General features: G+C 42.2%; 14 protein-coding genes and 1 pseudogene. All 15 read right to left on the bottom strand.

The features are described 5' to 3' along the window. Positions 1-450: 450 nt before the first annotated feature. Complete coding sequence (gene dcm, locus NQ489_RS08860; RefSeq protein WP_227945627.1) at positions 451-1,974, bottom strand: DNA (cytosine-5-)-methyltransferase; 1,524 nt, start codon at positions 1,972-1,974, stop codon at positions 451-453. Positions 1,975-2,223: 249 nt separating this feature from the next. After that, positions 2,224-2,448 (bottom strand): hypothetical protein, encoded by a 225-nt coding sequence (locus NQ489_RS08865; protein WP_025577443.1) that lies wholly within the window; start codon positions 2,446-2,448, stop codon positions 2,224-2,226. Between the two features lie 12 nt (positions 2,449-2,460). Then, the gene (locus NQ489_RS08870) at positions 2,461-3,522 is read right to left on the bottom strand and encodes a DUF3991 domain-containing protein (protein WP_161276456.1); all 1,062 of its coding nucleotides are present in this window, start codon (positions 3,520-3,522) and stop codon (positions 2,461-2,463) included. Further along, positions 3,503-4,627, bottom strand: coding sequence for a hypothetical protein (locus NQ489_RS08875; protein ID WP_161276455.1), 1,125 nt, complete (start codon positions 4,625-4,627; stop codon positions 3,503-3,505). Before NQ489_RS08875 ends, NQ489_RS08870 begins: the two co-directional genes overlap by 20 nt. Continuing rightward, positions 4,624-4,932, bottom strand: coding sequence for a hypothetical protein (locus NQ489_RS08880; protein WP_116441961.1), 309 nt, complete (start codon positions 4,930-4,932; stop codon positions 4,624-4,626). The genes NQ489_RS08875 and NQ489_RS08880 overlap by 4 nt, the downstream gene beginning before the upstream one ends. 76 nt (positions 4,933-5,008) lie before the next feature. Beyond that, a complete protein-coding gene (locus NQ489_RS08885; RefSeq protein ID WP_227945628.1) occupies positions 5,009-10,447 on the bottom strand; it encodes a SpaA isopeptide-forming pilin-related protein in 5,439 nt (1,812 codons plus the stop codon). Positions 10,448-10,577: 130 nt separating this feature from the next. Beyond that, a complete protein-coding gene (locus NQ489_RS08890; protein ID WP_155512673.1) occupies positions 10,578-10,730 on the bottom strand; it encodes a hypothetical protein in 153 nt (50 codons plus the stop codon). A gap of 13 nt (positions 10,731-10,743) precedes the next feature. After that, positions 10,744-11,160, bottom strand: a complete 417-nt coding sequence (locus NQ489_RS08895; protein WP_021650339.1) for a hypothetical protein — start codon at positions 11,158-11,160, stop codon at positions 10,744-10,746. A gap of 16 nt (positions 11,161-11,176) precedes the next feature. After that, a complete protein-coding gene (locus tag NQ489_RS08900; protein ID WP_092072137.1) occupies positions 11,177-12,103 on the bottom strand; it encodes a ParM/StbA family protein in 927 nt (308 codons plus the stop codon). Between the two features lie 33 nt (positions 12,104-12,136). Then, complete coding sequence (locus NQ489_RS08905) at positions 12,137-12,679, bottom strand: hypothetical protein (protein WP_227945630.1); 543 nt, start codon at positions 12,677-12,679, stop codon at positions 12,137-12,139. Next, on the bottom strand, positions 12,676-12,807 hold the full coding sequence (locus NQ489_RS17835; protein ID WP_233435075.1) for a helix-turn-helix domain-containing protein: 132 nt from the start codon (positions 12,805-12,807) through the stop codon (positions 12,676-12,678). The genes NQ489_RS08905 and NQ489_RS17835 overlap by 4 nt, the downstream gene beginning before the upstream one ends. A gap of 78 nt (positions 12,808-12,885) precedes the next feature. Continuing rightward, positions 12,886-14,001, bottom strand: a complete 1,116-nt coding sequence (locus tag NQ489_RS08915) for a DUF6017 domain-containing protein (RefSeq protein ID WP_227945631.1) — start codon at positions 13,999-14,001, stop codon at positions 12,886-12,888. A gap of 4 nt (positions 14,002-14,005) precedes the next feature. Continuing rightward, the gene (locus NQ489_RS08920) at positions 14,006-14,143 is read right to left on the bottom strand and encodes a hypothetical protein (RefSeq protein ID WP_227945632.1); all 138 of its coding nucleotides are present in this window, start codon (positions 14,141-14,143) and stop codon (positions 14,006-14,008) included. A gap of 326 nt (positions 14,144-14,469) precedes the next feature. Then, positions 14,470-14,604: pseudogene (locus NQ489_RS08925) on the bottom strand (ABC transporter ATP-binding protein); the annotation flags it as partial. 207 nt (positions 14,605-14,811) lie between these two features. Beyond that, on the bottom strand, positions 14,812-14,988 hold the full coding sequence (locus NQ489_RS08930; RefSeq protein WP_021652018.1) for a hypothetical protein: 177 nt from the start codon (positions 14,986-14,988) through the stop codon (positions 14,812-14,814). Between the last annotated feature and the right edge of the window lie 9 nt (positions 14,989-14,997).

Raw genomic sequence — 14,997 nt, forward strand, 5'->3', positions numbered from 1 at the left:
GCTGTCAACTCCTAAGACCTGCTATCGGTCACCGTATAACTTCCCGGCGTCCGGACTGGCTATGCCAGTCCTCTGCAAGATACGGATTTTACCGTACAAAATCCCATCTTGTTAGGGGGATACCCCTAATACCCCGGATAAAATAGATAGCAAAACGCAGATACTGGTAGCAGACCTGCGTTCCATATAGGGAAAAACCGATAGCAGTTCCAAACATCTGCTATCGGTTTTTCCACTTCCTACTTCTATTTCTGCTAACAAACCCCCAGTTCTGTTAGCAAATCTGCCAGCCTCCTGTGTCTGATGTGACAGCAGTTCTTCCATTCTGCTATCAACGCTTTTACACAGACTCCCATGCAGGCTGCTTCTTCTTCCGCAATTTTTCTCTTTCCAACAAGTATGGGAAGACTCTCTATGGACCATTTGCCGCTTTGGGTTTCTCTTATGAAATTATTGGTTTACCTGTTCTTCCAAACGCTCCAATGCCTTTTCAAAAGCTCCAATCCCACTGAAAAAGGAAGAAATCCGGATATCCTCAAACAGATATGGCATGGCTTTGTATAGTTCCAGAAAAATATAGTACAGCACATCAACAACAATGGAATTTCCTGCCTGTTTGTAAAGCTGGCTGTTGCTTATGCCTGCTTCTTTTGCTTTCCAAAAATCCGCATCGGAAAAGCCCATAAGCCGGAAGCATTCTAAAGGTGTCAGCCTCCGGATACGGAACAAAGACTCTAAGCGGTGTATTCCATTTGATGTCGTAAGCGTAGGGCAGAGTTCCCCATGCTCCTGTACCCTTCCCCGTTTTTCCACAGACGGATAACTAAGATTTACAACACCATTTTCCAAACATTCCTCATAACCTTTCTGTGTCTTTTGACGTACCAGAATGATATTATCTTTTTGCACAGAAGTAAGGGTATGGCAGACTTCTTTTTCTCCCAGTTCCAAAGTCTGCACAATCCGGCCTTCCCGATCATACCTGCCCCGGATTGCTCCTGGACATTTTTCTACAATCTTTGGTTGGTCATGCCCTGCTAAAACCGCACCGCTGCTTCCTAAAGGGGAATAAATAACCCCGCTTGAACCATAGCCGGTATGAATATCTCCCACTTGAAGAATTTTGGGCTGCTGTCCGCCACCACCACAGGCAGTTACCGTAGGGCAGCACCCGTCTGGCAGATAAACCCGTCCAGTCTGTTCAAACACCCCTTTGATATTTCCGGCCCGTTTTACCCGGTTTTCCCGAAAAGCCTTCAGGCTTTTTTCGTCCGGCTCAAACAAAAGCGCTTTTCTCTCTTCCATATCTTCAATCAAGCGGCGTACTTTTTCCTGGGATAAGTAGTATTTTTCCTCTACCGTATCCTCCAGAATATCCATAAGGCACTGGAAGGACTCCAGCGGTTCCGGAAACTGGAATGTTCCATTATCCATTTCCTTCTGTATCAAAATCAGATATACCCGTTCCCTGTTCTGTGGTATTCCATAATGCTTTGCATTAAGAACACTCCAATAGGTGTGGTATCCGTATTCATGCAGTTCTTCTTCAAACAACCGGAATGTGGTATCCCGGAATTTTTTTCCTACAATATTTTTTACATTTTCGTAAATTCCCCATACTGGTTTGACACCCCGTATCATACGGAGCCACTCCACCAGAAGGGAAGAACGTGTTTTATCAATATCATGGGAACCACACATGCCGCAGGCGTCCCTTTTGGAATAATGTACCTGCAGAGGGTTATACTCATACCCGCAGCTTCGGCATTTCCAAACCGCGCCTGCCTGCTTGCCTGCCAGGGAAAAATCCTGACAGGGGCTTCCGCCACAGATCATGTTAAACGGTTCAATCTCCCTTTCGTCCACTTTTGTAATATCTCCCAGATTCAATGTTTCACTTGTACCATGAATCGCACAATAACTCTTTGCTGCATATTTATCAAACTCACAAAAATTCACCAAACTATATTTCATTCCTCATATTTCATGAGGTGTAGCTACACATTTTACCTAGGATTACTCACTTATTTCCTCCTGTCTCCTAAATTTTTTATAGTCTTCATGAGAAATCCACAGCTACAAACGAAATATCCATCTGGCATTACCTTACAATCATAGAATCACCCCTTCCCGTATCCAGAGTTTATCCTTCTGTCAAAAATTCTGTTGGTCTGCACCACCTCCTTTCCTAACACTCCCACTTTCGGATTGGTTATTTCTTTCTCACCGCTCTTCTTTCCTGATGTTTGCCAGCACCCTGGACACATACGCCTGCTTGGGTATCCCCATGCGGTATCCCTGCCGCTCATAGCTCTCTTCGATAAACGCAACCCGTACACGTCCATGCAGTTTCCTCTTTCCTATCCACTGCACTACTTTTTCCATCTCCGCTTCGCATTCGTCGATCTCCCATTTTTTGAAACATTCCTCATCATAGCTATTTTCCAAAAGAATACCCTCCTATCTTGCCTGTGCTATCTGGTATGATACTATGTTCCTGTGTCCTACCATTTTTTCTATCTTTTGTATGTTTGTCCCTTTTGTTTCAGTAAGAAGCGGCCTTTCCTTTTCTACCAGGCTGGAAAGCTCTTGGTTTTCCTTTTTATACTGCAAAAAAGCATTATAGTCTTTTCCCATAGGTGGAAGACGTACAAAAACCTCATACTCCATAAGGGTATATTTTCTTGCCAATTTTTTTGCCGCTTGTCTTCCCGGCAGGTCATTATCCAAACAGAACTGTATCTTCCTGATATGAGAATAATCTTTTAAGAACTTTTCCAAAGGACCATCGGAAAGCATTCCAAGTACCAGGATATTGTTCTGATAATCTTCCCGCAGTTCCATATCGGACATGGCATCAATGGCCGCCTCATATACATAGAGCGTATCACTGTTTTGGTCTACCAGATTAACCCCATAAGTTTTGTCATTCCCCGTAACATCTCCTTTAAAGGGTTTTCCATATTTATCCAGGGTTCCCCTCTGGCTGGCAAAACGTGGGATACCTTCCGTATCTTTTCCCACAAAAACCAGGTTATGGTACGTTCCGCTCTCATACAAAATCCCCTTTTTTACCCAAAAATCAATCATCTGCTTTGACAGCTTCCGCTGTTTTATCAGATAGCCATATAACCGGCGGCTGGTTTCTGATTTTGAAGGAAGTACAAAAGGTTCTTTCGGTATGTCTTTTCTCTGTTTTGTTTCTTCTATTTTTTCAGCCTGTCTTTCCGGTTGAAATTTTTGCATGGTTTCAGTACGGATATATCCGGCAAACTCCAGCAGATATTTGACTGCCTCCACAAAATCCATGTTTCTGAAATATTCCAGAAAGTCAATGGTGCTGCCACCTACCCCCTGGCTAAACCGGCACCAGGAAGACCGGTTGAAGATCATCACAGAGTCCATACCAACTGCCTGATAGAACCTGCCTTTCCTTTTCAATGGAATCCCTATCTGCTCCGCCAAATCCACTAAATCCACTGCCTTTGCAATCTGAATTTCTTCAGCCGTAAATTTTCCCATACTGCACCTCTTCATATTTCATATCCAGATAATGTGCCATTTCCGGGTGCAGAGCTTCAAAAGCAGTCAGGTAGCGGAAACAGGAACTATACTCTCCCTGTCCGGTACAAAATTCCCGCAGGCTCTTTTTTGAATACTGGGCGGGCTGGTTACACCAACGACTTAGATTGATATACATTCCCTTATAAACCTCCGGCGCCCGTTCCCATGCGGCATAGCGCATCAAATAAGCCAGGCACTTATACCGCATCAAAATCTCAATCCGTATGAAAACGTCCCGAATATCCTTTGCCCAAAAATCTGCTTTCCAGGTTCCTTCCCAGTCATAGCCGCACAGTACATACAGCTTAATTTTCTGGTAAGAAACTGGGATCACTTCCCGCAAAAGTTCCAATTTTCTTACAATAAGTTCCTGATCTTTGATATGGTCAAAGGCAAAAATCATACCGTTATCCAATTTTCCAGATGCCAGAAGTTCCATCTGCCTTTTCTGCATAATCCTCAGATCCAGCCCCTGCCGGAATTGAAACCGCCTGCCTGTTTCCAGGACACTGGAAAAGATTTTTTCCCACCCTGCACAGGCAAAAAAGTTATCGTCCAAAAAGCATAACTTCTTTCTGGACGGGTCATAAAATTCTTCCAATGGGCTTGCTGGTGCTGCACCGGTGCTGTTTTTGTTTACACAGAAACTGCACTTCCGAAAACACCCCCTGGTGAGGAAACCAATGGAATACTCCGTATAAAATTGGAACTCTTTCTTCTTTTTCTCTCCTTCGCTATGTTCTTTTACCATCTGGTCATACAAATGATAGTCCGGTGTATGGTGTTCAATCGCTTCTGGAAGTACCGGTGCTTTATCGTAAAAAAATCCAGTCCCTCCATAAACGGTTGTTTCCCTCGTCAAAATATGTTCCGGCACAAAGGTATCCGTAAACACTTTTGATACATAGAGCCGGTCATATTCCCCTGCCTGGCTATAATCCAAAAGAAGCTCTGTTTCAAATCCCTGCTCCTTCCAATAAGCGGAAAGTTTCATACATGCCAAGTTAGGAAACCGGTGTCTTTTCCGGTATAAAAGATCTGCATCTATAATCCCTATCCTCAACGCCTGCTCCTTTCCATACGGGTAGTTCCGGTTTTCTTCTCCCCTTTGACTGCCTCTTTTCTTTCTTCCTTTTCCTTGCATTCTGCCGGGCAATATGATTTTCCATTTGCTTCCATGATTTCTGCAAATTCACAAATATGGAACACCCTTGCCCCTACCTGTGTGTGGTATTCATCAATATAGGTACAAACCCGTTCTTCCCTTTTTCCATCTGGATATACAATCTCTATGGAGTCCCCGTCTGCTATGCTGAACAGGGTATGATAATGGCTGTCAATAAACCGTATTCTTTTTTTCTCTTCCATGCTTCTCACCTCATATTGCCAAAGAAAGGACAGCCGCAGCCGCCCTTTCCCAAGTTTAAAAACTGATTTTTATTTTCTATGCCTTTTTATGTCTTTTTCTGTAATAAAGTAGGCCTGCTACCATACCTGCACTTACACCAAGAGCCAGCAAAGGCAGGAACCAGTTTGTATCATCACCCGTTTTTGGTCCTGGTTTTACGGTACCTGGTGTTTCTGGTATTTTTTTATTCTGGATCTCTTTTACCACTTCAATGACTGGTGTTTTATCATTCTGATAGGTAAATACGATTTCCCACTCTTCTTCCGTCTTCTCATATCCCTTTAAGGTGGCAGTTTCTTTCAGCACATAGGTGATCGGTTCTTTGAAAACACCATTTTCATAAGTTCCAATTGGAAGTAGTTCTGAAACTGCTTTTCCATCTTTTCCAGTCTTCAAACGTCCTACTTCTTTTCCGGTTTCCTTTTCCAGCAGAACAAATTCTACTCCCTCTAAAGCTGCTTTACTGTCTGTATCAGTCTTTACAATAACCAGTTGTCCCATAGCACGCTCATCTTCCATCTTCATTTTCTGAATTTCTCCCGTTTCTTCTACTGTAAACTCCACGTCATTGGCCACAATATATCCGTCAACTGCCGCCTCTTCGTGCAGGGTATAAGTGCCTACCGGAAGATACTCAATCAGGTGTTCTTCTCCTGTGGTCCAGGACTCTACCACTTCCCCGTCATGATCCAGGATCTGCAGCTTCGCCCCTTCAATCTCCTTACCATCTGTAATATCTGTTTTAGAGATAGAAACCTTTGTATGGTCGTCCTCCATTTTCACTTTTTGTACGTCCCCTGTTTCTTCCACAACAAATTTCACATCTTCTGCCCGGACATATCCCTGTTCCGTAGGCGCCTGCTCTTCATGCAGTATATATTCCCCTGGTGCCAGTGCGTAGACTACATGAGCTTCTTTTTTTGACACCCACTCTTCTACCACTTTTCCTTCCTGATCCAGGATCTGCATTTTGGCCCCTTCAATTTCCTGTCCACCGGTTAAATCTACTTTCGTAAACTCCGTAATGGTAGGCTGATTAGAAATTTCTTCTGAAAAAGCGAGCAGTTCAAGGGTCTGGTCTGTATAAGACGCATCAAAGGAATACACCTCATCATTTGGCAGGTATCCCGGCTTATGCTCTACTTCCTGAATATAGTATTTTCCATGAGGAAGATCTGCCTGAAATACCAGCTTGCCCTCTTCATCTGTTGTTCCCAGTTCAATCAAGGCATCTTTTTCTACAACTACTTCCCCGGCAGCATTCTTGATATCCTCCTGCGCATACAGCCCGAATACCACTCCTTCCAGCGGTTTTCCGGTTTCTGCGTCTTTCTTCAGAAGACTAAGGGAAACTTTCTGTCGCTGATTGGTAAGTTCCATTGTTACATAATCCACTGCTACTTCCTGTCCCTTATATGCAATTTCAAATTCTTTTGCTTCCGGGTCAAGCACGCAGTTCTGACCTGCTTTTTCTTCCACTACATAGTATTTTCCGATAGGAAGATTATTCAGGACTGCCTTTCCTTCTTTATCTGTCACCATACGGGCTACCAGGGCATCTTTTTCATATTTTACAATGCGGTTTCCTGCTTCGTCTTTCTGTCCGTCCGGGGTATAAATGGTTTCCTTTGCATGAATGGCAAATTCTGCACCTTCCATATTTCCCTCTTCATAGTCAAATTCATAACCTTTCTCTTTTTCCATGACCTCTTCCCCAGTGAAGAAACTGCTTACCTGATTTACGAAACCTGCTACACCGTTTTTCATCTTTGTCAGGAACTTTTCTTCTACTTTAGAAGCACCAGAAAGTTTTTCTCCTTTTTTATGGATTGTAAGGCTTCCTACTGCTTCATCATTATACTGTTCAATGACAACAATAAATTTACCGGTTTCCTCCTCTACCTGGTGTACGGTATCAGAATCTACGGTAATAGTGATCGGCGCTTTCTTTGCCTCCTGGTATGTTCCTCCGTCTGCAACTTCATTCAGCGGAACTTCCTTCCCGTCTTTTAAGAGGGCATTTTCAAATCCTACCTGTACATAATTTTCCGGTGCTTCCACTTCTTCAATCCGGTAAGTGCCACATTTTAACTGCTCCGGTGTAATCAGGTATCCCTCTTCGTTGGTCCTGAACACAGATACCACTTCTTTTTTTGGATATCTTACGATCATTTCCACATATTTTTCTGCTTCCACATCATAAATCTTATAAGCTGCACTGTTATCCAGCACCGGCTTCTGCGTCTGGGCATCTTTTTTCACAATCTTGAAGTAATACTGCAAAGGACGGTCATCAAACACACGCCATACCTGGGGTTCCCGGCTGTCTTCCGAAATCTGTACAATAAATGGACGAATCCCTTTTAAATTTTCCGGAACCGTAGACTCAAACACCACATAGGTTCCATAAGGAAGTTCTGGACTCTTTAAATATCCTTTCTTATCCGTAAACAGCTCTGGTACCGTAATCTTTTTACCATTCTCCCAATAAGAAGCGGTTTCGTCTTTGCTGTAATCATAGGTGATAAAATCTTCCGGGGTATAATAAGAACCATTTCCCGGCTTCAAACTTCCGTCTTTTACACCAGACAGCTCACTGATGAGGAATACCTTAAATCCAGCTCCTTCTACCAGTTCTGTTTCTGTCTGCTCCCCGTCTTCTGAGATCTTGATAAGCTGAAAGGCCTGTTTCTTTACAGTTTCCTTTACAGTCACCTCCCGGTGTACAATCTGTACTTCCTGTCCCTCATACGAAACCTCTACGGGATACTCTGTTTCATCTAACAGATACCCTTCTGCCGGCTCTATTTCTTTTACGAAATAATTTCCAAGATACAGGTTTTTGAAATCTACGGTTCCTTCACTGGAAATCGTACCCTGCGCTACAAGTTCCCCTTTTTTATGGACAATCCCATCTTTCTTATTTGGGTGTTCAATATCTTCCGTAGCATATAACCCATATTTTGCCCCTACTAAGGTTGCGTCACCCTGAGAAATAAATCCCTGGGAATCCTGGTCAATCTTACTTACATGAACTTCTCCCCGTACTTCCTCATTTTTAAAATCATGGGAAAAAGTATATGTGTAGGTGCTGTCGTCTTTATATTCATAGAAGAAACGATACACCTCATCTGTCATATAATACTTATCTGGTGCCTGGATTTCCCTCACGCTGTAATGGAAATTCAAAGGAATATCTGCATGGAACACAGCCATTCCTTCCCTGTCGGAAACAGCACGTTCCACCAGGCTTCCTTTTTCTACAAGGACCTTTCCGTCTGCTGCCGTCAGGTCTTCTTCTACATACAAGCCAAACGTCGCACCTTCCAGGGTAACATCATCATGTTTCGATTTTTTCACTACATTTACGGAAATCTCCGGTCTTGCATTGGTAAAAACGGTTTCCCCCTGGGATAGCTCTACATTCTGTCCTGCATAGGACAAGGTTACAAACTGGGTACGTTCCTGTTCTGTTTTCCCAATCACCAGATTTTCCGGTGCTTTCTGTTCTACAACCTTATATTTTCCAAGATACAATTCTTTGGAAACAGCGCTTCCATCTTCCCCTGTTGTCAGACTTTCTACCAGATCCCCTGCTTTATGCACCTTCGTCACTTTATCCTGGCTGTAAATATCCTCTGCCGCATAAATGTTATATTCTGCCCCTGCAAAGTCCGCATTTCCATATACAAAAGTCAGGTTTCCCTCTTCTCCGGTTACTCCGGTCAGAACCTCACCTTTTTTACGGATTGTGATTTTTCCTTTCTGTTCCTCATTCGTCACTGCAACAGAAGTTGTTTTTCCTGTTTCCAGCTTCACGTTAAAAGACTCTGTATTCAGCTTATATCCTTCTGGAACAGAAATTTCTTTTAAATATACCGTATCCTGGGTTTTCGGAATTTCCACCTCAGAAGTACCGTTGCTGTCTGTGGCCGGCATCTGTACAAGAAGGTTTTTACATGCACTGTCTGAATAAATACCAAAAACAGCGCCGGACAGATTTACTTTACTGTTCTTATCTTTTTTTGTTACCTTTACCCTTGCCAGGTCCAGCCACTTCACCGTAAATTCCACAGAAGCACTTTCTTCTTCAAAAAATGCCCCATACCCAATATCCTGAGAACCAGAACCCGTAGACAATACTAAGGTCTTCCACTGAGTTCCCATTTGTCCTTTCAGCTTACCACTGTTCCATGTACCAGTTACAGTTTTGGGAGCACTGAAATAGAATGTGGTATTCCCATTGATCTTTACGGTTCCTGTCTGTTTTGTACTTCCACTGTGATAAGTCACATGCTCTGGCATTTTTAAAGTAATATAGTTTCTATGGTCACCTTTTAAAGTAAATTCTCCGGTACGCTGTTCCTTTCCACTTTCATAAGCCTTTGCTTCCTTTGGGGACAATGTGATTGCTGCTGTCGGAGGTGCTTCCAGGCTGTAAATATGCTGGATATATCCCCACACACCGCTTGCCTTAATATCTTCAAAGGTACAGCCATAAAAACCGTCCATGCCACAATAAGAATAAGCGGCAGCTAAATGCGTAAAAATATACTTTGTCTTCCAGTCAAAAGAGGGCATATACTCCCCAGTAATGTCCCCGGGACCGCCATATCCATAATAAAGGACTTTCTGTAATTCCGGGTTGCTTTCAAATTCATTGGCTACATAATCCGAGGTCGGCGGGGAAGCCTTCATAGACTCCAGACAATATGCCACATGGCCATTTACGGTGAAATAGGAAGTAGAATAGTTCCCCACGTTAGAAGGGTATGGGATTTTCTCTCCCTGTACCAGATGTACATTGCTTCCTTTTTGCTGCTCCATTGCTGCCGGAACAACCGATAAGAACATTCCCTTATCCTCTTTTGGTGTCAGATCAATCAACTCTGCCCCTGCATCTGGCATTTCCGGTTCTTCCGTCAGTACCTCCGGTATCTCCGGGTCAGGGTCCGCCTCACCGTCCTCACCGGAGCCATCTTCGGTATGCTGGCTTACTTCTCCCTGGGGTTCCTGTGTACTGTTTTCCCTTGCTTCTACCACAATTCTTCTCATAATCTGATAGGAAGGGTTTCCGCTTAACGGATCAACACGATAAAACGCCTGGTAAGAACCTGGGGTATTGAAATCAAAAGAATTGCCGGAGTCCCCTTCTGCTTTCAGAAACGTCACCTTTACTTTTTCATCATTTTTCTGAAAACCCCTGTAATCTGTTTCCAAGTCAAAGGACTCTCCTGCTTTTATGGTAAGGTCCTCTGCATACACCAGTTCTTCTTCTGTTAGTTGCTCCTTTACCTCTTCCAACTCCGGTAATGTTTCTGAAGCAGCCTCCTCCTGTTTTACTTCCTGTATCTGTGCATGTTCCTCAGACTGTTCAGAAGCCAGTGCGGTGATCCCTGTATTGAGTAACGTAGAACAACTAAGAAGAAGTGCCAGCGTCCCAGCCAGCAGCCTTTTCTTTTTTCCTTTCATCATAGCTTTGCTCCTTTTCATTTTTTCGTCAAAAAAAGCAGGCCACACAAGCCTGCTTTCCATTTTCTATCTTCTTTTTTCTATCTTTTGTATACGGTCTGTCCCGTATCCAATGCACCTGTCAATCCCCTTTCTATTCCCTGCTTCCTGCATGGAACACTGCCAAAACAAGCTGCAGAACCAGCAGAAACAAACATATCACCAGTTTCCCTGTCAGATACAGCAGTTTCCCCACTGCAATGAAAATCCCTTTTACAACTTCCCATACACTTCTTCCTACTGCCATATCTTTTTCCTCCTTATTCTTCAAATGCCCCATAAAATTCCGCAAACCGTAAATCTTTTTCCATACAGGCTTCTTCCTTTTCCCTGTTCTCTGCTATCGTTCCACCGTCAGAAAGTTCTCCCTGAACGGTCTTTTCCAGCACACCCCGCTTCTCAAAGGCTTCTTCCTGTGCCTTTGAAACCGCTTCTTTTACGATTTTACAAAATTGTTCTTTCTGGTTCTCCAGAAGGGTATTTAATAGTTTCATCTGCTGTACTTCTTCTTCCTGCTGTAGATACTTGGCAAAATAAACGATTGCTTCTGCTATAAAATCGTCTTTTGTCTTGAAAATATCTTTGTTATACTCCTTCAGATACCGATAAGCCTGATGATGTACCGGTCTGCTTTTATACAGCCGCAGTGAAGTTGTATATACTTTTTCCGTATCCATAAGTTTTCACTTCCTATCATGCTGTCCGCATTTTCCTCTGTTTTGCCCGGATAATACTTTTCACTGCCTCTTCACAGCCCCTTGCATTGGCATGTATATCCGTTACAAACTGTACATCTTTTCCCTCATTGGCTCCAAAATGCTCCACAATGGAAGAACCACCGCCCATAAACACCATTTTGGTCAGATCCAGATTATAATGGTTTGCCTGTATGATACCATAAATTTCCTCTGCGTAGGACTTCAAACAGTTTTTTATGACGTCCTGATACTGCTTCGGGCAGTCATAGCTTCCTGTTCTCATAAATGCTTCTGTAATGTATGCCGGTACCCCTGCCCCTGTTTTGGCAATGGCTTCCTCATTGACTTTTCCGATACAGTACAAAGCTGCCTTATCCGAAATCGAATACTTCCCGTCCGGCATTCCGTCAACAAACTCTACCAGGTCGGTAGTTCCTCCACCAATATCTACTAAAAGGCAATAGCCGGGAACTGCTTCTAAAAGCGTATGGATCACCACATGCCCCTGCATAAAAACAAACACATTTTCCAAAGACACATGATAATGTACTCCTTCATAACGGAAATGCAGTTCCTTTGTCTTTAACAGATATTTCTTAAAACTTTCTTTCTGCTGCTGAAATCTTCTAGGCGGAAGGGCAGCTCCCATTTTTACGGAAGCGTCTGTCAGTCCCCGGCAGCGCATTTCCTGTGCCAGTGCTGCAAGGGTAAGAAGATAATAATTTTCATTCTCTGTCTTATCCACACACTCCTTTTCCGGTACTTTCCCTCCCACATAATAAAACTGGTTCTGGTATTCCAGAATATGTTCCAGGCTGTCCGGCCTTGCCTGTAAAGGCTGGATTGCTGCTGAAAATACAGTATTTGCAGTTTTCATGTTACGGTTTCCATGATCAATTCCAATAATCATTTTAGTTTCCACGTTCTTATCCTCCTGAAAGTTATAGTTTGTATTTTATCTTGTTCTCTTTGGTTCTTGACCTGTTTCTTTCTTTTCTTTGTCTATCACAGGAAGTTTTTCAAACAGTTCCCCCATCACAGCTTCCATTTCCTGAAACTTCATTTCATCTGACATACACAGAAAAACAATCACTGCATCAGTCAGACGTTCCCCATTCTCTTTCCGGTAAAGTTCCGTATAGGAACCCCAACAACCGTCCTCACCCGCATAAAACTTTTTTATCTTCTCATTTACTTTTATGAGGTATTCCTCGGTATCAACAAAAATTTTCCGAATGGATACTTTTTGTAGGTCGTATTTCATGCTGTCCATATAAACCGGAAGGTGTTCCTCTGGTGCAAAATAGACATACATTGTGCAATAGGTATCTCCCTCCGTCCCCATCTCCTGTAAGACAATCCCGGCTTCAAACATTTCCGGTGGAGCATAATCTACTACAAAATCCGAATCCTTACCCTGTGGAGATTTTTCAAAACGCCCTGAATCTCCAACCAGAAAATGTTTGGGGCACTGAATACGAAACCTTTCTTCCCTCATTCTGTATATTCCTCCATAATCTCACTAATATCTTTTTGAAATAACCGCTGAAGTCGGACAACTACATAGACATTGGGCTTTTGCTGTCCGTATTCAATCCTCTGATACGTCCGAAGACTGATACCCAAGACAGCCGCAAGTTCTATCTGTGTATATCCATGAGCTGTCCTGAATTTTCTTAATTTTGTTACTTTCTATCACGCTCCTTACGTCTGAGGGATAGCTTCCTGATAAGCAAACAGATTGGATATATAGCTGTTTGCTGTCAATGTGGCATTGTATAAAGCGGTAAGCAGCACTGCCCGGATATTATTGGCTTTCCTTGTACACTGCTTAATTGAGTCTATCACATACTCTACGGTAAACTTATCCAGCTTTTTATACATTCCCTGTACAATGCCAAGAGGTCGTTCTTCCTGATTTACCCTTATGGTCTTTGCATTGGACGTCAAAACATCTACTGCAAGCCCTACAATCTCATTGAGCAGTTTTCTGTCAAAAGGTCTGTCTATCCATATCGCATCATAATCAATCTGATCTTTGAACTGTTCTTCTGCTGCCTGATAGGATAAGATAGGATTATCTCTATACCCATTCCCTATTTCTGTTGTATTCTTTTGGGTACTTTCTGCTGTAGTCTTTGTAGTAATCTCTGTATTTGTCTGCCCGCTATCAGTCTGAGGTACCTCTTTGGGTATCCAGGGCTCTGTTTCCCTGTCGGGGTATGCTCCCTCTTTGAATGGTGACACCCTCTCCCTTTGGAAAGGGACAGCCCTCTCTTCTACAAAATGTATCTCTTCCTCTATGGCTGTATGGGAACTGATTTTCTCTGCTTTGGATTTCTCTCTTCTTTTTTCAAAGGAAACCGGATCTGCTCCTGTTTCTTCTGGATAAGTCAATTCTTTTAATCGGTCTACGATCAATTCCAGATACAAAACATTATTTACAACAATCCCATTCATGGAAATGGTTCTAAATACCCGTTTTACCACACCCAGCTTCTCTAAAAATACCACTGCATTTGTCGCTTCTTTTTTGGAAATCCCAAACTGTTCACTGATCTGCTGGTAACTTCTCTGAAGAAGGTCTGACTTAAATTTCTTTCTTACCCCAATGACCTGTCCGGTTCCTTCATCTCTGATTTCTGTAGGCTTATACCAATACACAATATCTGCCAGTATAATAATGGCTGTCAGATTTGGCTTTCCGCTTTCTCTGATGATTGTCCGATACCACACCTGCGGAATGATATTTCCAGATATATTCAGTTTTGCATTTTCATCTACAATTTCATTCCCAGTGCTATAAACACCTCCATTCATACGTTTATCCCTCACTCCCCTGCTTCTTTTCTTTTTCAAATAAAGCACTTATTTCTTCATCTGCTCTTTTGCCTGCTATCAGACACGCATACAACGAAACGAGGAAAAAAATTATTCCAACAATCATAATCACCTTTATCATTGCTCCGTCCTCCCAAGAAAAAAAGGACTAAGCCAGCTAACAGAATCTTTTAACTAACCTAGTCCTTAACATATTTTTTTCAATATATTGCAACCGAATGGTTTTTCACAAACTTGACCGCCTGTGAGAATGGATATAATTTTGACAGGACCAGTAGCAATAGGTTTCTATCTTTAAGAGCCCCTGCCATTTGATTTTTACTATGAAAAATTCATTCCCGGTCTATGAATTTTCTACCCTTTATGGTATAATAGAAAAAAGACTAAATTGGCGTGAGCCCTTATTTTATAAGGAATCTGCTAACTTAGTCTTATTTTAACATGACCACCGGAACCTGAAGTGCCTACTACCGCTACAAATTCACCTTCTTCCACCGAAAAATTCACACCATCCAGTGCCTTTGTAATATTCGGTTCTGTACCATAATATTTTTTTAAATCGATTGTCTGTAAAATACTCATATTCTATAAGCTCCTTTCTGCCTTTCTTTATGATGACTCTATTATAAAATACAAATGTCACAGAAATGTCCGAGAAAAGAACAAAATTCAAGGAATTTCAGCCTGAATTGTTACAAATCTCGGACATTTCAAAAAATTACAAAAGATACCTAATATGATATTCTGCTGTTCTTGATTTTATCTGTGACTATAATTCTATTTAAAATATCACAGCAAACTTCCTTTTAATCCTTTTTTGAAAACCAAGACAGCTTTTTCAGCTCCCCAAAATGACATAGTTACAAGTTTGTAGCTTTGTTTTTCCATTTCTATAAGTTTAGCATTTATTTTTTCAGTTACATTTTCAGTAGTAATATTTTCTATTAAAACGGTTTGATACATCATTCAATTCCC

Source organism: Blautia sp. KLE_1732_HM_1032, from assembly GCF_025147905.1.
GTDB lineage: Bacteria > Bacillota > Clostridia > Lachnospirales > Lachnospiraceae > Blautia_A > Blautia_A fusiformis.